The organism is Limnohabitans sp. TS-CS-82, from assembly GCF_002943475.1.
Window position 1 is genome coordinate 573,820 of the sequence record NZ_PTQX01000002.1, and the last position, 24,364, is coordinate 598,183.

Below are 24,364 nucleotides of genomic sequence, written 5' to 3' on the forward strand. Positions count from 1 at the left end.
TGTGAGGTCAAACCGATTGCACCAACATGAGTGCAAGTGGCAGCGTGGGCAACAAGGCATCCACACGGTCCAGCACACCGCCGTGACCCGGCAACAACTGACTGCTGTCTTTGAAGCCCGCACTGCGTTTGACCAAAGACTCCACCAAATCACCCACCACACTCATGGCCACCAAAAACAAGGTGGCCAGCACCATGAAGGGCCAGCCTCGGCTGTGCAGGCGTGTGAACAAGCTGGGACTATCGACGGCCCATTGGGTATCCGCCCAGACCCAAAAGAAGGCCATGGCTAAAACACCGACCATGCCGCCCCACACACCTTCCCAGCTTTTGCCGGGGCTGATGGCTACAGCCAATTTGCGGCGACCGAAGGCACGACCTGAAAAATAAGCGGCGATGTCTGCCATCCAAACCAAAAGCAGCAAAGAGAGCAAAAAGTTGACGCCCATCACTTTGGCTTGGTACATGGCAAGCCAAGTCAAACTCAGCGCCAATACGCCCACCACCCAACGCACCGCGCGAGGAATGCCAGGCCATGCCGTCACCCCGCCGCGCAGAAGCCAGGCGCCCACCAACACCCAAGCCGCGCCGGCAACGGGCCACATCAAAATGGGCGCTTGGTAGGCCCAACGCGCAGACCATGCCAGCAAACACAGTGTGACGCACACAGCACCTGTTCTCAAGGCACCACGCATGGCCAGTCCATTCAAACGGCCCCACTCCCAAGCGCCTGCCGCAATCAAAACCAAGGTGAGGCCCGCCAAAGGCTCAGGCGTCGATGCAAACAAGGCTGGCAACAAAAGCGCCAGCAACACAAGGGCGGTGATGACGCGTTGTTTCAACATGAGGTCTTAGACCGCCATGATTTCGTGTTCTTTGCTGGCGATGAGCTTGTCAATCTCAGCAATGTGACTGTCGGTGGTTTTCTGGATATCGGCTTCTGCACGTTTTTGATCGTCTTCAGAAGCGAGTTTGTCTTTGACCAGTTTTTTGACCGATTCGTTGGCATCGCGGCGCAAATTACGCACGGCGATTTTGGCGTTCTCGCCTTCGGTGCGAACCACCTTGGTGAGTTCTTTGCGACGTTCTTCCGACATCGGGGGCATTGGGACGCGAATCAACTCGCCCATCGATGAGGGGTTCAACCCCAAATCGCTGTCACGAATGGCTTTTTCGATTTTGGCGCCCATGGGCTTTTCCCAAGGTTGCACGCTCAAGGTGCGGGCATCCAACAAAGACACGTTGGCCACTTGGCTGATCGGCACCATGGAGCCGTAGTAGTCCACTTGCACGTTGTCGAGCAAGGCTGGGCTGGGGCGGCCTGTGCGGATTTTGGTCAAACTGTGGCTGAAAGCCGCAATGGATTGGCCCATTTTGGTTTCGGTGGTTTTCTTGATGTCAGCGATGGTCATGTTGTGCTCCGGAGGCAACGCATTAAAGAGGTCGAAACGTACAGTGAATTAGGCGTATACCAAAGTGCCTTCGTCTTCGCCCATCACCACACGTTTGAGGGCGCCATTCTTGAAAATCGAGAACACTTTGATGGGCAATTTTTGATCGCGACACAGCGCAAAGGCGGTGGCGTCCATGATGCCGAGGTTTTGGCCAATCGCGTCGTCGAAACTGATTTTGTCGTAACGGGTCGCGTTGGGGTCTTTTTTGGGGTCGGCGGTGTAAACACCGTCAACTTTGGTGGCTTTGAGCACCATCTCTGCACCAATCTCAGCGCCGCGCAAGGCTGCAGCGGTGTCGGTGGTGAAGAAGGGATTGCCAGTGCCAGCGGCAAAAATCACAACTTTGCCCTCTTCAAGGTATTGCAAAGCTTTGGGGCGAACGTAGGGCTCAACCACTTGGTCAATCGCGATGGCCGACATCACACGAGCCGTCAAACCGGCTTTGTTCATGGTGTCAGCCAATGCCAACGAATTCATCACCGTGGCCAGCATGCCCATGTAATCGGCTGTGGCTCGGTCCATACCGACCGCACCGCCCGCGACACCGCGGAAAATGTTGCCGCCACCAATCACGATGGCCACTTCCACCCCCAAATTGATCACCTCAGCCACTTCGCCCACGATGCGAACGATGGTGGCGCGGTTGATACCAAATGCATCGTCGCCCATCAAGGCCTCCCCTGACAGCTTGAGCAAAATACGCTTGTGGGCTGGCTGGGGTGTGGTCATGAAAAGCTCCTGGATGTATGGGGTGAAATGAATGTATGGAATAAATAACAGAAGGGGAGCCTGCGCCCCCCCCTGTCTGATTAAGCTGACTGCTTGGCAGCAGCCACTTGTGCGGCCACTTCGGCCGCGAAGTCGTCAACCTTCTTCTCAATGCCTTCGCCCACCACATACAGGGTGAAAGAAGCCACTTTGGTGTTGGCGGCCTTGAGCATTTGCTCAACCGTTTGCTTGTCGTTCTTGACGAAAGTTTGGTCAAACAAAGACACCTCTTTGAGGTACTTTTGCACAGAACCTTCGACCATCTTGGTGACGATGTCAGCAGGCTTGCCAGACTCAGCAGCTTTTGCAGCAGCGACTGAGCGCTCTTTTTCGATCAATTCAGCAGGCACATCGGCGCTGGTCAAAGCCACTGGCTTCATCGCAGCAACGTGCATGGCCACATCTTTGGCAGCTGTTTCGTCGCCTTCGAACTCGACCAACACACCAATGCGTGTGCCGTGCAAGTAAGAAGCCAACTTGTGTGCGCCGTCAAAACGCTTGAAGCGGCGGAAGCTCATGTTCTCGCCGATCTTGCCGATCAGGCCTTTACGCGCATCTTCCAATGTAGGGCCGAAACCTTCTTGGCTGTAAGGCAAGGCACCCATTTCTTCCACAGAAGCGGGGTTGTGCTTGACGATCAACTCAACGGCAGCTTGTGCCAGAGCCAAGAAGCTGTCGTTTTTAGTGACGAAGTCAGTTTCGCAGTTCACTTCCAACAAGGCACCTGTGTTGCCATTGATGAAGCTAGCGACAACACCTTCGGCGGTGACGCGGCTTGATGCTTTGCCAGCTTTGCTGCCGAGCTTGACGCGCAACAACTCTTCTGCTTTGGCCATGTCGCCTTCGGCTTCAGTCAAAGCTTTTTTGCACTCCATCATGGGAGCGTCAGTTTTAGCGCGCAATTCAGCGACCATGCTTGCGGTAATAGCAGCCATTTAAATTCTCCGTATCAGTTCAAAAATTTCAGGTGTGAAAAAGGGGCTACACAAGCCCCTTTTCGACGTTGGGCCTAGCGATTAAGCAGCGACTTCAACGAACTCGTCAGCGCCTTCGGCCACAGCCTTGACCACGTCGTTGACAGCGTTGGCACGGCCTTCGATGATGGCGTCAGCGATGCCGCGTGCGTACAAAGTCACAGCCTTAGAAGAGTCATCGTTACCTGGGATGATGTAGTCGATGCCTTCTGGTGAGTGGTTAGAGTCCACCACGCCGATCAATGGGATGCCCAATTTCTTGGCTTCAGCGATGGCGATTTTGTGGTAGCCGACGTCGATCACGAAGATGGCATCAGGCAACACAGCCATATCTTGAATGCCGCCGATGTCTTTCTCAAGCTTTTCCATTTCGCGCTTGAACATCAGTTGTTCTTTTTTAGACAAAGCGTCCAAACCAGCTTCTTGCTGGATTTTCATGTCTTTCAAACGCTTGATCGATGTCTTGACCGTCTTGAAGTTGGTCAACATGCCACCCAACCAACGTTGGTCAACGAAAGGCACGCCAGCGCGTTGCGCTTCAGCGGACACGATTTCGCGGGATTGACGCTTTGTACCAACCATCAACACGGTGCCACGGTTCGCAGACAACTGCTTCACGAACTTGATGGCGTCTTGGAACATCGGCAACGATTTTTCCAAGTTGATGATGTGAATTTTGTTGCGGTGACCGAAGATGAACGGGGACATCTTGGGGTTCCAGAAGCGAGTTTGGTGACCAAAGTGGACGCCGGCTTCCAGCATTTCGCGCATTGTGACTGACATAGATTTACTCCAAAGGTTGGGTCTAAAATCCAGCCCTTCATCGCCGCAGGTCAACACTTTGAGACATGCGGCAACACCTTGAATGGGCTGGTTTGCGAGTGATGTTTACTCCGAACAAACCCTGAGAGGTGTTATCCGGAAAAACCCAAAGATTCTAGCACAGCCAAACATGTACAACACCCCACGCCAAGAGCACGCAGGCCCTACAAACTCATGAAGATTGCAGTGATCGGTGCAGGCGTGATCGGTGTGACGACCGCCTACGAGCTCGCACATCAAAACCACCAAGTTAGTATTTTTGAATGCAACGGTTCTGCCGCAGAACTGTGCAGCTTTGCGAACGCGGGCGTGGTGTCGCCGGGTTACACAACGCCGTGGGCCAAGCCAGGTATGGCCCTGCATGTACTCACGCACCTGTGGCAACGCCACACCCCCGCACGGATTGGCCACCTTGGCTGGCGAGAATTGCACTGGCTTTGGCAGTGGCAACAAGCCTGCGATAGCGCCACCTTTGCACGCAATCGCGGCAACATGCTTCGTCTTGCCAGCTACAGCAAACAACGCTTGCAAGAACTCACCCATCGCCTGAACTTGGATTACGAGCGCGCGCAAGGTCTTTTGGTTTTGCTGCGCGGCGAGCCAGAGCGCAAATTAACGCAAGCCTCTTTGCAGGTCATGCGCGACGCTGGCTTGAGCGTTCAAACACTCAATCCTGAGCAAGCACGTTTGATCGAACCCGCCCTCAACCCAGAAACGCCGTTTTTGGAAGCGCTTCATTTTGCCGACGACGAAGTCAGCAACTCGCGTCAGTTCACGCTGATGCTCAAACAAGAAGCCGAAGCCATCGGCGTGAAACTGCACTTAAACGCACAGGTTCAGCCTCTTTTACGCTCACAACCCACCACCATCCGGCTCGCCCCCGACGATGCAGGACGCAGTTTTGATGCAGTGGTCATGTGCGCAGGCTTGGCCAGCGCCTCATTGCTGGCCCCGCTCGGCTTGCGCATTCCGCTGGCGGCCGTACACGGCTACTCGGTGAGCGCGGCTGTCCGTGAACACCTAGACGCCCCCCGAAGCGGCGTGATGGATGAGCGCTACAAAGTGGCCATCTCTCGCTTAGGCCAACGCGTGCGCGTGTCTGGCGGCGCGGAAATGGGTGGGGACGCTAACCAGCATCATGCGGGCAGCATCAAAACCTTGTACAAAGTGCTGGACGATTGGTTTCCAGGCGCCGCACGCACACAAGACAATGTCCAAATTTGGAAAGGCGCACGCCCCATGCTGCCCGATGGCCCGCCCATCGTGGGCGCCAGTGGCGTCCCCAATATTTGGCTGAACTTAGGACATGGATCCAGCGGCTGGGCGCTGTCCTGCGGCAGCGCGCGCGTGGTCGCCGACAGCATCAGCGGACGCAAACCCGACATAGATCTCACAGGCTTAGGTGTTGAACGCCTAGGACGAACCCAATGAACCATCAACCCCTTGTGCAACGCATCCACCTTGATCAAGCGTGGCCGCTGTTCAATACGCGCGAAACACGGGCCATCGAACGCGAAGCACAAGGCGAATTACCCAGCCACACCCTCATGCAGCGGGCCGGTTTAGCCACCGCGCAATTGGCCCTGGCCTTGACGCCGCACGCGCACACCATCTGGATCGCCTGCGGCCCCGGCAACAACGGCGGGGATGGGCTGGAAGCCGCCATGCATCTGAAGCAATGGGGAAAGCACCCCGTCGTGACATGGCTCGGCACCCCCGAATTAACGCCGCCCGATGCGCAACAAGCTTGGCAACGCGCCACAGCGGCTGGCGTGACGTTTGAAACCACGCCACCCGCACAATTTGATTTGGCCATCGACGCCCTGCTCGGCCTTGGCTGCCAGCGCATGCCCGAGGGAAACATCGCGCAATGGTTGGATGTGATGCACGCAAGCGGATCGCCCATCTTGTGCGTAGACACCCCGTCCGGTTTGATGAGCGACACGGGGCAGTGGTTGCTCAAACCCAAAGCGCCAATTGCGCCTACGGCCCAGCGCCACACCTTGAGCCTGCTCACACTCAAACCTGGACTTTTCACCGCCGATGGGCGCGATGCGGCAGGCCAAGTCTGGTTCTCTGACTTAGGCATTGAAAGCGCCTCTCAACCCACTGCATGGCTCCAAGCAGGCACGGCCTTATCCATACCGCGCCCGCACAACAGCCACAAAGGCAGTTATGGCGATGTGATGGTGATTGGCGGAACCACTGGCATGACGGGCGCGGCCGTCTTGGCGAGCACCGCCGCATTGCATGGCGGAGCAGGTCGCGTCATGATTGGTTTTCTGGATGACGCAGACCACACCGCAGTCGCAGCGCAGCACCCAGCCTTGATGGTGCGCAACGTGGCAGACCTCGACTTCAAACACGCGACGATCGTCTGCGGATGCGGCGGCGGAGACGCCGTGCGCGCGGTGTTGCCACGCGTACTCTCCACAGCCGCACAGTTGGTGTTAGATGCCGATGCTTTGAATGCCATGGCGCAAGACCCATCGCTGCAACGTTTATTAAAAACACGTCACGCCAAAGGCCAACCGACTGTCTTGACACCTCATCCGCTCGAAGCCGCGAGGATGTTGGGCCGCACGACGGCTGAGGTGCAAATGAATCGACTTGAGGCCGCAGAAACACTGGCCCAACAAACGCAATCGGTGGTCGTGCTCAAAGGCTCAGGCAGCATCATGGCGCAGACGGGGCGTACTTCGGTCATCAACCCAACCGGTAACCCGCGTTTGGCGACAGCAGGCACTGGTGACGTATTGGCAGGCTTGATCGGCGCCAAATTAGCCCAAGGCGATGAAGCATTCTTGGCCAGTTGCGAGGCAGTACGCACGCACGGTTGGGTGGCCGACCGTTGGGATGATGCAAAAGGCCCAGCGTTTGACGCAGCTTGGTTGGCTGCGTCAGTACGCTGAGTTATTTTTTAGGTCGACGCGTTGGCGCGCCTGCGCTTTTTTTGGCGCCAGGTTTTGAGTCCCCCTTGCGCGCTTTGCCGCTGACCTTGGTGAATGCTTTCTTCACGGCAGATTTAAAGTTCTGAATGGGCGATGCGCCGCCCTCAAAACCACCACCATTTCGCGAAGCACCGCGATCTTTGCCTGAACGAAGGGGCGCAACATCGTCGCCTTCGCGCACCAAGCGGAAGTCAATTTTTCGGCCATCCAAATCCACGCGACTGACTTGCACACGCACCCGCGAGCCAATGGCATAACGAATCCCCGAACGCTCGCCGCGCAGCTCTTGGCGCGCCTCGTCGAAACGGAAATATTCGCCGCCCAACTCAGTGATGTGCACCAAGCCCTCGACATACATGGCGTCTAGCGTGACAAACAAGCCAAAGCTGGTCGCCGTGGTCACCACACCGCCGTACTCTTCGCCCAAATGCTCGCGCATGTATTTGCATTTCAGCCATGCCTCAACATCGCGACTGGCCTCGTCCGCACGTCGCTCATTGGCGCTGCAATGCAAGCCCGCAGCTTCCCACGCTTGTTGATCAATCGTGGCTTTGGGTTTTTGCTCCAACTTTTGCGAAGGTTCGCGCACGCGAGACGCTAAGCGGCGCGCCAACTTAGCGTGCGCTTCACCCGGCGTGGGCAAGGCCGGCAATTGGTAACGACGTTGCAACAAAATGGCTTTGATGACGCGGTGCACCAGCAAATCTGGGTAGCGACGAATCGGACTGGTGAAATGCGTGTAGGCCTCAAATGCCAAGCCGAAATGGCCATTGTTCATAGGCGTGTAAATGGCTTGCTGCATGGAGCGCAGCAACATGGCATGAATTTGTTGCGCATCGGGCCGCTCTTTGGTGGCGTCGGCAATGGCTTGAAATTCACTTGGCTTAGGGTCATTGCCCACCGACATGTTCACGCTCGAAGCCTTCAGAAAGCCTCGCAAAATTTCGATTTTTTCAGGCGTAGGGCCTTCATGCACGCGGAACAAGCCAGGATGTTTGCTTTGCAAAATAAAGTCTGCACTGCACACGTTGGCTGCCAACATGGCCTCTTCAATCAACTTGTGCGCATCATTGCGTGTACGAGGAATGATTTTTTCAATGCGGCCACTGTCGTCACACACGATTTGCGTTTCCGTCGTTTCAAAATCAACCGCACCACGCGCGTGGCGGGCTCTGAGCAAAGCGCCGTACACATCGTGCAAATTCAACAAGTCGGGAATGCGCTCTTTGCGCTTCGCCGCCTCTGGGCCACGCGTGTTCGACAAAATCGCAGCGACTTCGGTGTAGGTAAATCGTGCATGGCTGTGCATGACGGCAGGATAAAACTGGTAGGCATACACGTCACCGGTGGAGGTGATCATCATGTCGCACACCATGCACAAACGTTCGACATCCGGATTGAGTGAACACAAACCGTTCGACAATTTCTCGGGCAGCATGGGTATCACACGACGCGGAAAGTACACGCTGGTCGCGCGGTCGTAGGCATCGATGTCGATGGCGCTGCCAGTCTCCACGTAGTGACTCACATCGGCAATCGCCACGAGCAAACGCCAGCCTTTGGTTTTGCCCACTTTGGCCGGCTCGCAATAAACAGCATCATCAAAATCGCGTGCGTCTTCGCCATCAATGGTGACCAACGCAACGTCGGTCAAATCAACGCGGCCCTTCTTGTCTTGCGCGCGAACTTTATCTGGCAAGCCACGCGCCAAAGCCAAACAGCCTTCGGAAAACTCATGGGGCACGCCATATTTACGCACAGCAATTTCGATTTCCATGCCGGGGTCATCCACCTCCCCCAGCACCTCTTTGATCCGGCCCACGGGTTGTCCGTACAAACTCGGCGGCTCGGTCAACTCGACCACCACCACTTGCCCTGAAATAGCTTTGCCTGTCGCACCTTTGTGGATCAAAACATCTTGGCCGTAGCGCTTGTCTTCGGGCGCCACCAACCAAACACCGCTCTCTTGCAGCAATCGACCAATGATGGGTTGCTTGGAGCGCTCTAAGATTTCAACGACACGCCCTTCGGGTCGACCTTTGCGATCGAAGCGCACCACGCGTGCTTTGACGCGATCACGGTGCAAAACGGCACGCATCTCGTTCGGGGGCAAATAAATGTCTGGTGCACCGTCATCACGCTGCACAAACCCATGACCATCTCGGTGACCCGACACGGTTCCTTCAAACTCTTCCAGTAAAGAACTGGCGACTGCGGAATTTTTGATACAATACTCTCTTTCCTGAGATGCCCAGGTGGCGGAATTGGTAGACGCACTAGTTTCAGGTACTAGCGAGTAACATCGTGGGGGTTCGAGTCCCTTCCTGGGCACCAATATAAGTTAAATGAAAGCCACCTTTTCGGTGGCTTTTGTTTTTTCTGATGTTAGATAGGTTGTGCGACAAGATCATGACCATCGGTCGCCACGACTTTCGCGCGTGTGAACTCACCTACTTTCAACACTTTGCTGAGTTTTTCAGATGGCAACAACTTCACGACGCCATCAATCTCAGGCGCATCGGCGTAACTGCGGCCCACGCCGCCTTTGCGGCCACCTGCAGGCGCGGAATCAACCAACACTTGGATGGTCGAGCCGATACGGCGCTTGAGCTTAGCAATGGACACCTCTTCGGCCACCGCCATGAAGCGGGCTTGACGCTCTTCACGCACCTCTTTAGGCAACATGCCTGGAATGTCGTTCGCCGCAGCGCCGTCAACAGGGCTGTACGCAAAGCAACCGGCACGGTCAATCTCAGCTTCACGCACAAAGTTGAGCAAATGCTCAAATTCTTCTTCCGTTTCGCCCGGAAAACCTGCAATGAACGTGCTGCGAATCACGATTTGCGGGCACAGCTCGCGCCAACGAGCAATGCGCTCAAGGTTTTTTTCGCCACTGGCTGGACGCTTCATGCGCTTCAACACATCAGGATGGCTGTGTTGGAACGGCACATCCAAATACGGTAAGACGTGACCGGTAGCCATCAAGGGAATGATGTCATCCACGCTTGGATAGGGGTACACGTAGTGCAATCGCACCCAAGCGCCATAAGTTTGAGCCAGCTTGGCCAAAGCTTGTGCCAACTCTAAGGTACGCGTTTTGATGGGTTGACCGTCAAAGAACCCCGTGACGTATTTGACATCCACGCCATAAGCAGATGTATCTTGGCTGATCACCAAGAGCTCTTTCACACCACCTTCAAACAAGGCCTTCGCCTCTTTCAACACATCGCCGATAGGACGACTGACGAGGTCACCACGCATCGACGGGATGATGCAAAACGTACAGCGATGGTTGCAACCTTCGCTGATTTTCAAATACGCGTAATGCCGTGGCGTGAGTTTGATACCTGCCTCACCGAAAGCTTGAGGCACCAAATCAATGAACGGATCATGTGGTTTGGGCAAATGCAAGTGCACCGCATCCATCACCTCTTGGGTGGCATGCGGACCTGTGACCGCCAAAACACTGGGGTGCATTTGCTTGACCAAATTGCTACCGCCGTCACCCGCGCGAGCACCTAAGCAACCGGTGACGATCACTTTGCCGTTTTCAGCCAACGCTTCGCCAATGGTGTCCAAGCTTTCTTTCACCGCATCATCGATGAAGCCGCAGGTATTGACGATCACCAAATCAGCACCGGCAAAGGTTTTGGAAGTTTGGTAGCCCTCGGCGCTGAGTTGCGTCAAGATCAATTCAGAATCGGTCAACGCTTTGGGACAGCCCAAGCTCACGAACCCTACTTTTGGAGAAGTTATTTCACTCATCGACGCTTGACTCCCATCACCTCTAACATTTGTTCAGTTTGCTTTTGCATGTGTTTTTGCATTTGTTCCTGCAAATCTATGAATACATTTTTGGATTGCTCGGCGTAATTGCCCATGACGTTGGGCATCAAGGGTAACGCCGTCAAGTCTTTGGATCGATCAGCCAGTTGCGACTGAATATCCATGAAGGCTTGAACATTCTTTTCTAGATAAGGCCCCATGAAGCCTTGCATGGCGTTGCCATAAAAACGAATGACATTGGCGAGCATACGCTCGGTCAAAATAGGTGCGCCCTCAGCCTCTTGCTCCAAAATAATTTGCAACAAAATGCTGCGCGTTAAATCTTCGCCGGTTTTGGCATCACGCACCACCAAAGCCTCGCCATCCATGACCAATTGCTTGATATCAGCAAGCGCCACATAGCTAGAGGTTGCTGTGTCATACAGCCGACGGTTGGGGTATTTTTTGATCACTCGCTCGCCGTCATGTGTCGACGTGGCGTTCATTTTGCTGCTCATGAGTCAGCTCCCGTAGTAAAACAAAAGCCCGCCACTGAAACTTCAGTGCCGGGCCGCACGGGGAACAAATGGTAGGCGCGATTGGAATCGAACCAACGACCCCCACCATGTCAAGGTGGTGCTCTAACCAACTGAGCTACGCGCCTACTTGTTCGATTCAGAAAGTATAACCCAATTTATCGCCTTCTCGCCGAACGAACCCCCTTAACTTCACGAACATTGGTTAAAACTTTGTCCAAGCGCCGTGAATCTCCGACCTCAATGGTGAACGTCATCCACGCCAAGTCTTTGATCGATTGGGTTTGCACGCCAATCACATTCATTTTTTCTTTGGCAAAAACTTCTGAAATATCTCGCAACAAACCTTGGCGATCAAAAGCTTCTATGTAGACGTCTACCGGATAGACCAAAGCTTGCGCCGATTGCGATTGCCCCCAAGTCACCTCAATCACACGCCCCGCATCTCGGGCTGCCATTTGCCTGAAGTTGGCGCAATCGCCGCGGTGAATACTCACCCCCTTACCGCGCGTCACAAAGCCACGAATGTCATCTGGCGGTGCGGGTTTGCAGCATCGTGCCAATTGCGTGAGCAAGGAATCAACGCCCACCACCAGCACACCACCGCCCGGCGTCTTGTCTGGATGTCTTGCTTTTTTGAGCAACACATAATCATCTGCACCCAGCGCTGGCTCGGGCGGATGCAACAACGTTTCAATGTTGCGCAAAGAAAACTCATCTTTGCCCACCACTTCAAACAAAGCGTCCGCCGTTTTAAATCCCAGCTGAGAAGCCAAATCTTCTAACTTGATTGCTGTTTTACCTTCTCGCTGCAACAGCTTTTCGACTGCTTCGCGTCCCCTTGCCACCGTTTCATTGACAGCCAAAGCATTGAACCAAGCGCGGACTTTCGACTTCGCACGAGAACTGACCAAATACCCCAATTCAGCATTCAGCCAATCGCGTGATGGCCCGCCCTCTTTGATCGCGGTCACCTCCACCGTCTGACCGTTTTTCAAAGGCGTGTTGAGCGGCACCATCGAGCCGTCCACACGAGCACCACGACAGCGGTGGCCCAAGTTGGTGTGCAAGCTGTATGCGAAATCAACTGGCGTAGCACCTTGCGGCAATTCAACAACGGCGGCATCAGGGGTGAGCACATAAATGCGGTCAGTCAACGCATCGGTACTCGCCACCGTGGCCGCACCGTCTTCCCCCTGCGCGCCACCGCTGGCCAGCTCACGCTCCCAGGCCAACAACTGACGCAACACGGCAATCTTGGCATCGTAATCACCCGATGCAGAAACACCCGCGTAGCCTTTGGTGCCCGCTTCTTTGTAGGCCCAATGTGCAGCGACCCCATGCTCGGCATGCGCGTGCATGTCTTGGGTGCGAATCTGGATTTCGATGGCTTTGCCTTGCTCATCCCGCACCACGGTGTGCAATGACCGATAGCCATTAGGCTTAGGACGCGCGATGTAGTCGTCAAACTCTTCCACGATGGGCGAGAAATGGGTATGCACCCAACTCAAAGCGGCATAGCAATCGGGGATGGATGGCACCACAACGCGCAAGGCGCGAATGTCAAACACTTTGGCAAAATCCAACGACTTGCCACGCATTTTTTTCACAATGCTGTAGATGTGTTTGGGCCGCCCTTGCACATTGGCCTCAATACCTTGCGCGTGCAACTCCGTTTCGAGTTGTTGACGAAGCTGCGTCATGTATTGCTCGCGCACCAACCGCTTTTCGTCCAACCAACGGGCCACTTGGCGGTAGGTTTCTGGCTCTAGAAAACGAAAAGACAAGTCCTCCATTTCCCACTTGATTTGCCAAATTCCAAGCCGATTGGCCAACGGTGCAAACACATGGAGCGATTCGTGCGCCAAGGCATGAGGCACAGGTATTTTGGTTGCGGCGAAATGACGCAAAGTTTGCAAGCGCGATGCCAGACGCAACAGCACCACCCGCAAATCCCGAGAAAACGCGAGCAGCATTTTTCGCACGTTTTCCGTTTGAAACTCAAGCGGCAACGTCTCAGAAGCTGTCACGCGAGCTTGGCGTTGCACACGAATCAAGCGTGTCGTTTCCAACGCCAAATTGGCGTACGTTTTGCCAAAAGCTTTTGCGATCACTTCTTCAGGCTTGTTCAGGTAATCGCTGGCATACACCAAATAACTGGCAGCCTGCATGGCTTCAGAACCACCAATGCTGGACAAAATCTCGGCCACGGCATCGGCATGCGCCAAAGCGCCCTCACCGGTGTCTAACTGAGCGCCAATCAACAAGGGCTCAGCAAACGCCCTCGCCCGCACCAAGGCCTGGGGTTGATCAGGCAAATCTTGCAACATTGCCGGCAACACAGGCGTCTGCGGCTGGTCTGTGTTGTATTTCATAAAAGGCTCACATTCATTCAGCGAAACGACAACTGAAAACTTCATAATGTCAGAAGTTTCTCATCGTAATTCAAATGGAGTTTTCAAATGTCAGATCGCACACTCGTCGGTAAAACAGCATTGGTCACCGGCTCCACCAGCGGCATTGGTTTGGGCATCGCGAAGGTCTTGGCCAAACAAGGTGCCAACATTGTTCTCAACGGCTTTGGTGATGTAGAGGGCCCCAAAGCAGAGATCACAGCCTTGGGCGTGCAAGTGGCTTATCACGGCGCTGACATGAGCAAAGCGTCTGACATCGAAGCCATGATGACATTTACAGCCACCACGTTCGGAGGCGTCGACATTTTGGTCAACAACGCCGGTATCCAACACGTCGCATCGGTAGAAGACTTCCCCGTTGAGCGCTGGGACGCCATCATCGCCATCAACTTGACTAGCGCATTTCACACCACCCGTTTGGCTTTGCCGCACATGCAAAAAACCAACTGGGGACGCATCATCAACATTGCCTCGGTGCACGGTTTGGTGGGATCAGCCCAAAAATCAGCTTACGTGGCTGCGAAACATGGCATCGTCGGTTTGACCAAAGTCACCGCACTCGAAAACGCCACCACTGGGGTGACTTGCAATGCAATTTGCCCAGGTTGGGTGCTGACGCCATTGGTTCAAAAACAAATCGACGCAAAAGCGGCGGCATTGGGCATCAGCAACGCTGAAGCCGTCAAACTTTTGCTGGGCGAAAAAGAACCCTCCATGCAATTCACAACACCCGAAGAATTGGGTGAATTGGCCACGTTCTTCTGCTCTAACGCCGGCAATAACATTCGTGGCGTGGCATGGAATATGGATGGCGGCTGGACTGCTCAGTGATGTAAATTCAAAAATTTACACCTCAATAAAGTAAAACTATTTATTTAAAAGAAAGCAAATTCCTACTTACAATTACAACAAATATCTATTTCTCCCTTACCTTAGAGGTATGACACAAAGCTACCCTAAAGAAACTGGAAAGTTTGCAGACCGCTTCCGCGCAGCATTGAAAGATGCTGGCGTTCGTGTCTCCGCCACCGTCGTGGCGAACGAATTCAACTTGCGATACTGGGGCGAAGGTATTTCTTCGCATGCAGCTCGCAATTGGCTCATGGGGGTTTCTATCCCCAAACAAGACAAACTCTTGGTCTTGTCAAAGTGGCTCAAAATTTCCCCCGAAGGGCTTTTGTTTGGCACACCACCGCCACGGCCCGCAGATGAAGCAGCCAAAGATGAGCACATGAATTTGGTGGACCAACAACTGATTTCACGTTACTTCGCGTTACAGCCCGAGCAACGGCGTGTGGTGCGTGAAGTCGTTGAAGGCCTTGCGGCCCTGAACCCCAAAAATCAATAAATCAAAGCGGAGGCTCTGGCCTCCATGCTTTGCCCAAGGCCCACTGGGCCTATTTTTTCGGCCGTCTTTGCCTTCACATTCACTTGGCCGATGTCAACCTCCAAAGCTTGTGCAATCCGTTCACACATGTGCGGGATGTAAGTAGCTAACTTAGGGGCCTGAGCAATCACCGTGCTATCTATGTTGCCAATCGTGAAGCCGGCCTCACGCACAGCTCTTGCGGCCTGTTGCAACAACACCCACGAGTCTGCGCCTTTAAATTTGGCATCGGTATCTGGAAAATGACGGCCAATGTCTCCCAAAGCTGCTGCGCCCAATAAGGCATCGGTGATCGCGTGCAGCAAAACGTCCGCATCAGAATGACCCAGCAATCCAAAAGGATGCGGCACATGCACACCGCCCAGCATCAAAGGACGCCCCTCCACCAAGGCGTGGACATCCCAGCCTTCACCAATTCGAAATTTAGGCACTGTCATTCTTTATTCCTCGGATCGTGTTTTCAAAATCGCCTCGGCCAGCGCAAAGTCTTCCGCGTACGTGACTTTGAAATTTTGCGCACTGGCTTGGACCAAACGAGGTTGCAAGCCCATCGCCTCTAATGCGCTGGACTCGTCGGTCACAGCATCACTGGCTTGCTCTAGCGCTTGGGTCAACAACCCGAGTCGAAACATCTGCGGTGTCTGAGCCAGCCATTTGTCAGACCGATCCACCGTAGACGCCACGCGTCCGGCTTGCTCAGCCTTCAGGGTGTCGGCCAATCGATGCGCCAGCAAACCACCCACAGCATCATCTTGGCAGGCATCGATCAAGGCATTGATTTGCGCGGGCGTCACCAAGCAACGGGCGGCATCATGGACCAACACCCAATCATGCGATTGAGCCCCCCGCTCACGCAACGCATGCAATCCAGCCAACACACTCTGCGCGCGCGTGGCGCCACCCACACCCACCACCTCAAACGCAAGCTGCGGATGCACCGCCAAGGTGCTGGACATGCGTTGATCGTCAGGCGCCACCACCACCAAGCCGCCCGCCACACGCGTCACGGCACCAAAGGCACGCAAGGTGTGCACCACCATCGGCAAACCCGCAACGATTTGGTATTGCTTAGGCTGAGGCGTGCCCGCGCGACTGCCTGAACCTGCACAAGGAATCAGCACATGAAAACGAGCGGAGAGCGGGGCAATAAGGGACATAGGCCAGACAGACGGATGAAACCGGGCCCCCATTCTAGAATTGCGCCAATGCATCTGCCCTCTTTGAGTTCTGGCAAACGATTTGCCCTCCCCCGCCCCGTTGGTTCCGCCGATGCTTTGCTGCTCGCGCAACTCAGCGCGCGCGAAAAATCCAAACACCAACGCGTGGCCATCGTCACCGCAGACGCCGTCGACGCACAACGACTGCAAGACGAAATGGCGTTCTTCGCGCCCGATGTGCGCTGCGTGCTTTTTCCCGATTGGGAAACGCTGCCTTACGACAGCTTCTCGCCCCACCAAGACCTGATCAGCGAGCGCTTGGCCACCCTCTGGCGCATTTCGCAAGGCGATGCTGATGTGGTGCTCATTCCCGCCACCACCGCGCTCTATCGCTTGGCACCGCCTGCCTTTTTAGCGGGCTACACCTTTCATTTCAAAGTCAAGCAGGCTTTGGATGAAGCCAAGCTGAAATCGCAGCTCACCCTCGCGGGCTACAACCACGTCACCCAAGTCGTCAGCCCCGGCGAATACGCCGTGCGCGGTGGCTTGATTGACCTGTTCCCCATGGGCTCTTTGGTGCCTTACCGCGTCGATTTGTTTGACAACGAAATCGACTCCATCCGCACCTTCGACCCCGACACCCAACGCAGCCTCTACCCCGTGCCGGAAGTGCGCTTGCTGCCTGGTCGCGAGTTCCCCATGGACGACGCGGCGCGCGGACAATTTCGCAACCGTTGGCGCGAACTGCTCGACGGTGACCCCACCAAAAGCCGCATCTACAAAGACATTGGCAACGGCGTGGCCACCGCAGGCATCGAGTACTACCTGCCCCTGTTCTTCGAAGAAACAGCCACAGTCTTTGACTACTTAGGCGCATCCGCCACCGTGGTGTTGCATGGCGACTTAGAGCCCGTCTTCCAACGCTTTTGGCAAGACACGCAAGACCGTTACCGCTTGGTCCAAGGCGATCCAGAGCGTCCCGCCCTGCCACCTGCCAGCTTGTTTTTGAGTGCGGAACAGTTCTACGCAGCGGCCAGCAGCTACGCCCAATTTGTGCTGCGCCCGCAAGTCACCGACGTGCCCGACAACGCCTTTGCGCAAACCCTGCCCGACTTGACCGTGGTGCGTGGCGCCACCGACCCGCTGCAAAAACTGCAAAACCACGCCAAGCAAACCAGCAACCGCTTGCTGATCTTGGCGGAAAGCGATGGGCGCCGCGAAAGCCTGCTCGACTTCTTGCGCTCCAGCCAAGTCAGCCCGCCAGGGTTTGACTCATTGGCCGAATTCCAAGCCAGCGACGAAAAAATCGGCATCGCCACCTCGCGCTTGCAAGTCGGCTTCAGCTGGACCGAAGCGGGCCTCGACCTCATTACAGAAACCGAGTTGTTTGCCGTTGGCACGACCACGCGTCGCCGCAAAAAACAAGAACAAGTCAGCGACGTCGAAGCGCTCATCAAAGACTTGTCTGAGCTCAACTTGGGCGACCCCGTGGTGCACAACGCCCACGGCATTGGCCGCTACCGAGGCCTGATCAACATGGACCTCGGCGAGAAAAATGCCGACGGTTCCCCTGCACTGCAAGAATTCTTGCACCTCGAATACGCCGACAAAGCCGTGCTCTATGTGCCTGTGAGCCAACTGCACTTGATTGGCCGCTACACCGGCGTCAGCGCCGACGAAGCCCCCCTGCACAAACTCGGCTCAGCCCAGTGGGACAAAGCCAAGCGCCGCGCTGCCGAGCAAGTGCGCGATGCAGCCGCCGAGTTGCTCAACATCTACGCGCGCCGCGCCGCACGCGAAGGCCACCCCTTCCGCTTCTCGCCGCAAGACTACGAAACCTTCGCCAACGACTTTGGCTTCGAAGAAACCGCCGACCAACGTGCCGCCATCCACGCCGTCATGCAAGACATGATCAGCCCTCGCCCCATGGACCGCTTGGTCTGTGGCGACGTGGGTTTTGGCAAAACCGAAGTGGCCCTGCGTGCCGCCTTCATGGCTGTGACCGGCGGCAAACAAGTCGCCTTCTTGGCGCCCACCACCTTGTTGGCCGAGCAACACTTTCAAACCCTGACCGACCGATTCAGCAAGTGGCCGGTCAAGATTGCAGAAATGAGCCGATTCCGATCGGCCAAAGAAATCACCGCTGCCGCTAAGGGCTTGACCGAAGGTCAAGTCGACATCGTGGTCGGCACCCATAAATTACTGAGCGCCTCGGTCAAATTCAAAGACCTCGGTCTGCTCATCATCGACGAAGAACACCGCTTTGGTGTGCGCCACAAAGAAGCCATGAAAGCCATGCGCGCCGAGGTGGATGTGCTCACGCTCACGGCCACCCCCATCCCACGCACCTTGGGCATGGCCCTTGAAGGGCTGCGTGACTTGAGCGTGATCGCCACAGCCCCACAACGCCGCCTCGCCATCAAAACCTTTGTGCGCACCGAAGGCAATGGCGTCATCCGTGAAGCCGTGCTGCGCGAGCTCAAACGTGGCGGTCAGTGCTACTTTTTGCACAACGAAGTCGACACCATTGAGAACCGCAAAGCCCGCTTGGAAGAGCTGCTGCCCGAGGCCCGCATTGCCATCGCGCATGGCCAAATGCCCGAGCGCGAACTCGAACGCGTGATGCGCGACTTTGTGGCCCAGCGCTTCAACGTCTTGCTGTGCTCCACCATCATCGAGACGGGCATTGACGTGCCCAGCGCCAACACCATCATCATGAGCCGTGCCGACAAGTTTGGCTTGGCCCAGTTGCACCAGCTGCGTGGCCGCGTGGGCCGCAGCCATCACCAAGCCTATGCCTACCTGATGGTCCCCGACATCGAGGGCTTGACCAAACACGCCTCACAGCGTTTGGACGCCATTCAACAAATGGAAGAGCTGGGGTCGGGCTTTTACCTCGCCATGCACGACTTGGAAATTCGCGGGGCGGGCGAAGTGCTGGGCGAAAACCAAAGCGGCAATATGCTGGAAGTTGGCTTTCAGCTCTACAACGAGATGCTCAACGAGGCCGTGCGCGCCTTGAAAAATGGCGAAGAGCCCGATTTGCTCAGCCCCTTGAGTGCCACCACCGAAATCAACCTGCACGCCCCCGCCCTGCTGCCCGACGACTACTGCGGCGACGTGCACCTGCGCTTGTCGTTCTACAAAAAATTAGCCACCGCCAAAACCGGCGACCAAATCGACGCGCTGCTGGAAGAAATTGTGGACCGTTTTGGCAAACTGCCCGCGCAAGCACAAACTTTGATCGACGTACACCGCCTGCGCGTGCAAGCCCGCAGCTATGGCGTGACCAAGGTAGACGCTGCACCCGGCGTGACCCACATCAGCTTCAAACCCAACCCACCGTTTGACGCCATGCGCATCATCGAACTGGTGCAAAAAAACAAACACATCAAACTGGCTGGCAACGACCGACTGCGCATCGAGCGCGAACTGCCCGAGCCGCAAGCCCGCGCGCAAATGGTGCGCGATGTGTTGCGCTCGCTCGGCACCCCCACCGCGCCCGTGGCCAAAGCGGCCGAAGCCCAGTTGTAACCCAACAGACTCCGACGATAATTTTTAGTATGACCACTGCCACCGAATTCGCCCCCGGCCTTGCCATCCAAGGCTTCACCGCCCCCCTGAAACTGCAAGACTTCAAACTCATCGCGTTTGACATGGACTCGACACTCATCAACATCGAGTGCATTGACGAAATTGCTGACGCCACAGGTCGCAAGGCTGAAGTGGCGGCCATCACCGAAGCGGCCATGCGCGGCGAGATCACCGATTTCAAAGACAGCTTGCGCCGCCGCTTGGCGCTGCTCAAAGGCGCACCTGAGTCGGCCTTGCAAGAGGTGTTTGAACACCGTTTGCGTTTGAACCCCGGTGCCAAAAATTTGGTAGACATCTGCAAAGCCCACGGGATGAAAGTGTTGTTGGTCAGCGGTGGGTTCACCTTCTTTGCCGACCGCGTGTGCGAGATGCTGAACATCGATTTTTCACGCAGCAACGTGCTGGACATTGCCAATGGCAAACTCACGGGTCAAGTGGCCATGCAAGACTGGGGCGACATTTGCGACGGTGCAGAAAAACGCAAAATGCTGCTGCACATTTGCACCCAAATGGGCATCAGCCCCAAACAAGCCATTGCCATGGGCGACGGCGCCAACGACTTGCCCATGATGGGCGAAGCGGGCTTGTCAGTGGCCTACCACGCCAAGCCCAAGGTGCGCGAGCAAGCCATGGTGGCGATCAACGAAGGTGGCTTGGACCGCTTATTGGAAGTGGTCAAGGTTTAAGCGTTCAAGCTGCGCGCACAGCAGCAAGAAAAACTGCTGAATAACCAAAACACGTGCATCGTTGAGCTGTGAGCTAACGCAAGGCGTTGTAAATTGTTTGTGCCAAGTCTTCTGAAATACCTTCCACGGTACACAGGTCTGCCACACTGGCATCGCCCACGCCGCGTGCACCGCCAAAGCGCTGAAGTAACTTGGCGCGTTTCTTGGGGCCCACACCCGGAATCTCTTCGAGCTTGCTGCCCCCCACGCGCACTTTGGCGCGTGCGGCACGCATGCCGGTGATGGCAAAGCGATGGGCCTCGTCGCGGATTTGCGCAACCAGCATCAACGCAGCTGAATCACGACCGAGGTACACCTTCTCGCGGCCATCGGCAAACACCAGCTCTTCTAGGCCCACTTTGCGGCCCTCGCCTTTTTCTACGCCCACGATGCGCGACAGGTCGAGCCCAAGCGATTCAAACACTTCACGCGCCATCGACACTTGGCCTTTGCCGCCGTCAATCAGCACCAGATCTGGCAGCTTGCCCTCGCCAGCACGCACAGCCTCGGCCAGCTTGCTGTAGCGGCGCACCAGCACTTGGCGCATGGCGGCGTAGTCGTCGCCACCCGTGATGCCCTCGATGTTGTAGCGGCGGTATTCCGCGCTTTGCATTTTGTGGTGATGGAACACCACGCACGAGGCCTGTGTGGACTCGCCCGAGGTGTGCGAAATGTCAAAGCACTCCACGCGGAATTGCTCTAAATCTTCTGGCGCTAAATCGAGCGCATCCACCAGCGCACGGGTGCGTGCTTGTTGCGAGCCTTCTTCGGCCAACAAGCGGGCCAGTTGAATGTCAGCGTTTTGTTGCGCCATTTCTAGCCACACGCGGCGTTGCTCGCGCGGGTTGTGCACGGCAGTAATCTTCACGCCGGTTTGCTCGGTCAGTGCTTGCAGCAGTTCTTTGTCCACCGCATGGCTGGTGATGAGCGCGGGCGGCACAGGGACGTCCAAATAGTGCTGGCTCAAAAACGCTTCCAGCACTTCGGTAGGCTCGGCATCGTCCACATGCACGGGAAAGTAAGGGCGGTCACCTAAATGGCGGCCACCGCGCACCATGGCCAAGTTGACACAGGCTTTGCCGCCCTGCACTTTGACGGCGAGGATGTCCACGTCTTGGTCGCCCACCGTGTCCACCGCTTGTTGGTGCAGCACTTTGGAGAGCGCGCTCATTTGGTTGCGCAGCTCGGCGGCTTGTTCAAACTCAAGCTTCTCGGCGTGCGCCATCATGCGCGCTTCGATGCTGCCCATCACCTCTTGGGTTTCACCGCGCAGCAAGCGCATGGCGCTGTCCACATCACGCTGGTAGTCGGGTACAGAAATCAGTCCCACACACGGCCCCGAACAACGCTTGATTTGAAACAGCAAACACGGGCGCGTGCGGTTGTTGAACACGGTGTCTTCACAGGTGCGCAAGCGAAACACTTTTTGCAGCAGCTGAATGGCTTCGCGCACCGCCCACACGCTGGGGTATGGGCCAAAGTAGTCGTGGCGTTTGTCTACCGCGCCACGGTAATACACCACGCGCGGCACTTGCTGGGGGTTCACGCTCAAGGGGGTGGCAGTGCTGGGATTTACCAAGTCAACTGACGATGCAGCCTGCTTTGCAGGGTCATCGACCTTCATTGGCACACCACGCGTCATCTTCAAATACGGGTAGCTCTTGTCGTCGCGGAACAAGATGTTGTACTTGGGCTTGAGCGTTTTGATGAGGTTGTTTTCCAGCAGCAGCGCCTCAGCCTCTGAGCGCACCACCGTGGTTTCCATGCGCACGATCTTGCTCACCATGTGGCCAATGCGTGTGCCGCCGTGGTCTTTCTGGAAATAGCTAGAGACCCGCTTCTTCAGGCTGATGGCCTTGCCCACGTACAACACTTGGTCTTGCGCATCAAAGTAGCGGTATACGCCGGGCAGCGCAGGCAAGCTCGCCACCAGTTCTAACAACTCGGGCGGGTGGCGTGGGGCAGCTTTTTCTTCCATCCCCGTATTGTGGACAATCTGCAGCGTGAAACCAGACACCTCTTCATTCCCCGTCCTGCACTGGGATATTTTTTGTCGCGTCATCGACAACCACGGCGACCTCGGCGTGTGCTGGCGACTGTGCGCTGACTTGGCGCAGCGCGGCCACACCGTGCGCTTGTGGGTCGACGATGCATCAGCCTTGGCTTGGATGGCGCCGCTTGGCTGTGCAGGCGTGCAGGTGCATGCCTGGCCCGACGATGCCGCCCTGCAAGCCTTGGCCGACAGCAACACATGTCAAGTGGGCGATGTCGTGGTGGAAGCTTTCGGTTGCGAACTTCCCGAATCTTTTCAAATCTTGATGACACGCAGTACACCGCCTGTGTGGATCAACCTCGAATACCTGAGCGCCGAGGACTATGTGGCCCGATCGCACGGTTTGGCCTCGCCTGTGATGAGCGGACCTGCTCGCGGCTTGGCCAAATGGTTTTTCTTTCCAGGCTTCACGCCAGACACAGGCGGTTTGCTTCGAGAGCTGGACTTACTTGACGCGCCCACACACATGGACAACGCCACAAGCACCATCAGCACACGCCAAGCGCGACAACCCAAATTTGACCGTGCTGCATGGTTGTGTGCTCTGCCGTTAGACAAGCCCATGGGCACCAACGAGCGCGTGATCAGCCTGTTTTGCTACGAGCCAGCGGCTCTACCTGAACTACTCCAGCAACTCAGCCAAACCGACGCACCCACACGCCTTCTGGTGGCCCAAGGCCGTCCTAGCGCCGCAGTAGCCCATGCCACGCAAGCCTTGAACATGCCTGCCGCCGGCGCCAAGCAACTGCACATCAGCCACCTGCCCTACCTCAGCCAAATCGACTTTGACCATTTGCTGTGGGCCTGCGACCTGAACTTTGTGCGTGGCGAAGATTCTTTGGTACGCGCCCTGTGGGCTGGTCAACCTTTTGTTTGGCACATCTACCCACAAGACGACCTAGCGCACCACGACAAATTGCAGGCCTTTTACCAAGCCTTACAAATGCCCCAGACTTTGCAACATGTCCACGACGTCTGGAATGGGCGCTCGACTGCGGCACTGCCAGCTTGGACCCCCTCAGATTTGGCCATTTGGCAGGTTTGGAGCTTGCAAACACGACAGGTTTTACAGCACCAAACCGACTTAAGCACAGCGCTGATCGGGTTTGTCGAACAAAAACGCTAAAATAGTAGGCTATGCGAACCCAGTGCAGCTTGAGCTGTACGGGCCACTTTCACAAACACAAGACACCAACACACTATGAAAACCGCTCAAGAAATCCGCGTCGGTAACGTCATCATGCACGGCAAAGACCCTATGGTCGTCCTGCGCACCGAATACCAACGTGGCGGTCGTGGCTCGTCCACCGTTCGCATGAAGCTCAAAAGCTTGATCGCTAACTTCGGCACCGAAGTGGTGTTCAAGGCCGACGACAAGATGGACCAAGTCATCTTGGACAAAAAAGATTGCACCTACTCTTACTTCGCTGACCCGATGTACGTGTGTATGGATGCCGATTTCAACCAATACGAAGTCGAAGCCAGCAACATGGGCGACGCCCTGAACTACCTCGAAGACGGCATGGAACTCGAAGTGGTGTTCTACGACGAGAAAGCCATCTCTGTCGAATTGCCCACCAACGTTGTGCGCGAAATCACTTGGACTGAGCCCGCTGTCAAAGGCGACACCTCAGGCAAAGTGTTGAAGCCCGCCAAAATCGCAACTGGCTTCGAAGTGGCCGTGCCTTTGTTTGTGGCTCAAGGCGACAAAATCGAAGTGGACACACGCACTGGCGAATACCGCAAGCGCGTCTAAGCCTTCATA

20 protein-coding genes and 2 tRNA genes are annotated in these 24,364 nt (G+C 55.9%); 9 read left to right on the plus strand and 13 right to left on the minus strand.

Annotated features, from left to right (window positions below):
* Positions 1-7 precede the first annotated feature (7 nt).
* The 5 genes from C5F52_RS07095 to rpsB form a co-directional block, all read right to left on the minus strand.
* Positions 8-844, minus strand: a complete 837-nt coding sequence (locus C5F52_RS07095; RefSeq protein WP_104797620.1) for a phosphatidate cytidylyltransferase — start codon at positions 842-844, stop codon at positions 8-10.
* Positions 845-850: 6 nt separating this feature from the next.
* Positions 851-1,411 (minus strand): ribosome recycling factor, encoded by a 561-nt coding sequence (frr, locus tag C5F52_RS07100; RefSeq protein ID WP_104797621.1) that lies wholly within the window; start codon positions 1,409-1,411, stop codon positions 851-853.
* 48 nt (positions 1,412-1,459) lie between these two features.
* Complete coding sequence (gene pyrH, locus C5F52_RS07105; protein WP_104797622.1) at positions 1,460-2,182, minus strand: UMP kinase; 723 nt, start codon at positions 2,180-2,182, stop codon at positions 1,460-1,462.
* A gap of 80 nt (positions 2,183-2,262) precedes the next feature.
* A complete protein-coding gene (tsf, locus tag C5F52_RS07110; RefSeq protein ID WP_104797623.1) occupies positions 2,263-3,156 on the minus strand; it encodes a translation elongation factor Ts in 894 nt (297 codons plus the stop codon).
* 81 nt (positions 3,157-3,237) lie between these two features.
* Entirely contained in the window at positions 3,238-3,978 is a 741-nt protein-coding gene (gene rpsB / locus C5F52_RS07115; RefSeq protein ID WP_104797624.1) for a 30S ribosomal protein S2, read from the minus strand.
* A 213-nt stretch (positions 3,979-4,191) separates the two neighbouring features.
* Between rpsB and C5F52_RS07120 the strand changes: the two genes are divergently transcribed.
* Entirely contained in the window at positions 4,192-5,448 is a 1,257-nt protein-coding gene (locus tag C5F52_RS07120; protein ID WP_104797625.1) for an FAD-dependent oxidoreductase, read from the plus strand.
* The gene (locus C5F52_RS07125) at positions 5,445-6,929 is read left to right on the plus strand and encodes an NAD(P)H-hydrate dehydratase (RefSeq protein WP_104797626.1); all 1,485 of its coding nucleotides are present in this window, start codon (positions 5,445-5,447) and stop codon (positions 6,927-6,929) included. The genes C5F52_RS07120 and C5F52_RS07125 overlap by 4 nt, the downstream gene beginning before the upstream one ends.
* Before the next feature lies 1 nt (position 6,930).
* Here C5F52_RS07125 and rnr read toward each other — a convergent pair whose 3' ends face one another.
* Complete coding sequence (rnr, locus tag C5F52_RS07130; RefSeq protein WP_104797627.1) at positions 6,931-9,195, minus strand: ribonuclease R; 2,265 nt, start codon at positions 9,193-9,195, stop codon at positions 6,931-6,933.
* A 22-nt stretch (positions 9,196-9,217) separates the two neighbouring features.
* Here rnr and C5F52_RS07135 point away from each other — a divergent pair.
* Positions 9,218-9,302 (plus strand) — tRNA-Leu (locus C5F52_RS07135).
* Positions 9,303-9,353: 51 nt separating this feature from the next.
* On the opposite strand, the gene rimO is transcribed toward C5F52_RS07135, so the two are convergent.
* The 4 genes from rimO to C5F52_RS07155 all read right to left on the minus strand — a co-directional run bounded on the left by rimO (position 9,354) and on the right by C5F52_RS07155 (position 13,599).
* Positions 9,354-10,733, minus strand: a complete 1,380-nt coding sequence (gene rimO / locus C5F52_RS07140) for a 30S ribosomal protein S12 methylthiotransferase RimO (protein ID WP_104797628.1) — start codon at positions 10,731-10,733, stop codon at positions 9,354-9,356.
* A complete protein-coding gene (gene phaR, locus C5F52_RS07145) occupies positions 10,730-11,251 on the minus strand; it encodes a polyhydroxyalkanoate synthesis repressor PhaR (protein ID WP_104797629.1) in 522 nt (173 codons plus the stop codon). Before phaR ends, rimO begins: the two co-directional genes overlap by 4 nt.
* Before the next feature lie 69 nt (positions 11,252-11,320).
* Positions 11,321-11,397 (minus strand) — tRNA-Val (locus tag C5F52_RS07150).
* Between the two features lie 30 nt (positions 11,398-11,427).
* The gene (locus C5F52_RS07155) at positions 11,428-13,599 is read right to left on the minus strand and encodes a bifunctional (p)ppGpp synthetase/guanosine-3',5'-bis(diphosphate) 3'-pyrophosphohydrolase (RefSeq protein ID WP_236657782.1); all 2,172 of its coding nucleotides are present in this window, start codon (positions 13,597-13,599) and stop codon (positions 11,428-11,430) included.
* A gap of 132 nt (positions 13,600-13,731) precedes the next feature.
* On the opposite strand from C5F52_RS07155, the gene C5F52_RS07160 reads away from it, so the two are divergent.
* Positions 13,732-14,514 carry a 3-hydroxybutyrate dehydrogenase gene (locus C5F52_RS07160; protein WP_104797631.1) on the plus strand — a complete coding sequence of 261 codons (783 nt, stop codon included), beginning with the start codon at positions 13,732-13,734 and terminating at the stop codon, positions 14,512-14,514.
* A gap of 109 nt (positions 14,515-14,623) precedes the next feature.
* Positions 14,624-15,031, plus strand: coding sequence for a hypothetical protein (locus C5F52_RS07165; RefSeq protein WP_100132000.1), 408 nt, complete (start codon positions 14,624-14,626; stop codon positions 15,029-15,031).
* Here the strand turns inward: C5F52_RS07165 and ispF are convergent.
* Together ispF and ispD are read right to left on the minus strand one after the other, a co-directional pair.
* The gene (gene ispF / locus C5F52_RS30195) at positions 15,025-15,507 is read right to left on the minus strand and encodes a 2-C-methyl-D-erythritol 2,4-cyclodiphosphate synthase (RefSeq protein WP_236657764.1); all 483 of its coding nucleotides are present in this window, start codon (positions 15,505-15,507) and stop codon (positions 15,025-15,027) included. The two genes, C5F52_RS07165 and ispF, sit on opposite strands and share 7 nt — an antisense overlap.
* Before the next feature lie 3 nt (positions 15,508-15,510).
* The gene (ispD, locus tag C5F52_RS30200; protein ID WP_236657765.1) at positions 15,511-16,227 is read right to left on the minus strand and encodes a 2-C-methyl-D-erythritol 4-phosphate cytidylyltransferase; all 717 of its coding nucleotides are present in this window, start codon (positions 16,225-16,227) and stop codon (positions 15,511-15,513) included.
* 48 nt (positions 16,228-16,275) lie between these two features.
* Between ispD and mfd the strand changes: the two genes are divergently transcribed.
* Entirely contained in the window at positions 16,276-19,761 is a 3,486-nt protein-coding gene (gene mfd, locus C5F52_RS07175; RefSeq protein WP_104797632.1) for a transcription-repair coupling factor, read from the plus strand.
* A gap of 29 nt (positions 19,762-19,790) precedes the next feature.
* Positions 19,791-20,507 (plus strand): phosphoserine phosphatase SerB, encoded by a 717-nt coding sequence (gene serB / locus C5F52_RS07180; protein WP_104797633.1) that lies wholly within the window; start codon positions 19,791-19,793, stop codon positions 20,505-20,507.
* A gap of 73 nt (positions 20,508-20,580) precedes the next feature.
* Here the strand turns inward: serB and uvrC are convergent, their stop codons facing one another.
* Positions 20,581-22,524, minus strand: coding sequence for an excinuclease ABC subunit UvrC (gene uvrC / locus C5F52_RS07185; RefSeq protein ID WP_104797634.1), 1,944 nt, complete (start codon positions 22,522-22,524; stop codon positions 20,581-20,583).
* A 25-nt stretch (positions 22,525-22,549) separates the two neighbouring features.
* Between uvrC and earP the strand changes: the two genes are divergently transcribed.
* Positions 22,550-23,725, plus strand: coding sequence for an elongation factor P maturation arginine rhamnosyltransferase EarP (gene earP, locus C5F52_RS07190; RefSeq protein ID WP_236657766.1), 1,176 nt, complete (start codon positions 22,550-22,552; stop codon positions 23,723-23,725).
* A gap of 75 nt (positions 23,726-23,800) precedes the next feature.
* Positions 23,801-24,355, plus strand: coding sequence for an elongation factor P (efp, locus tag C5F52_RS07195; RefSeq protein WP_100131994.1), 555 nt, complete (start codon positions 23,801-23,803; stop codon positions 24,353-24,355).
* Positions 24,356-24,364 lie beyond the last annotated feature (9 nt).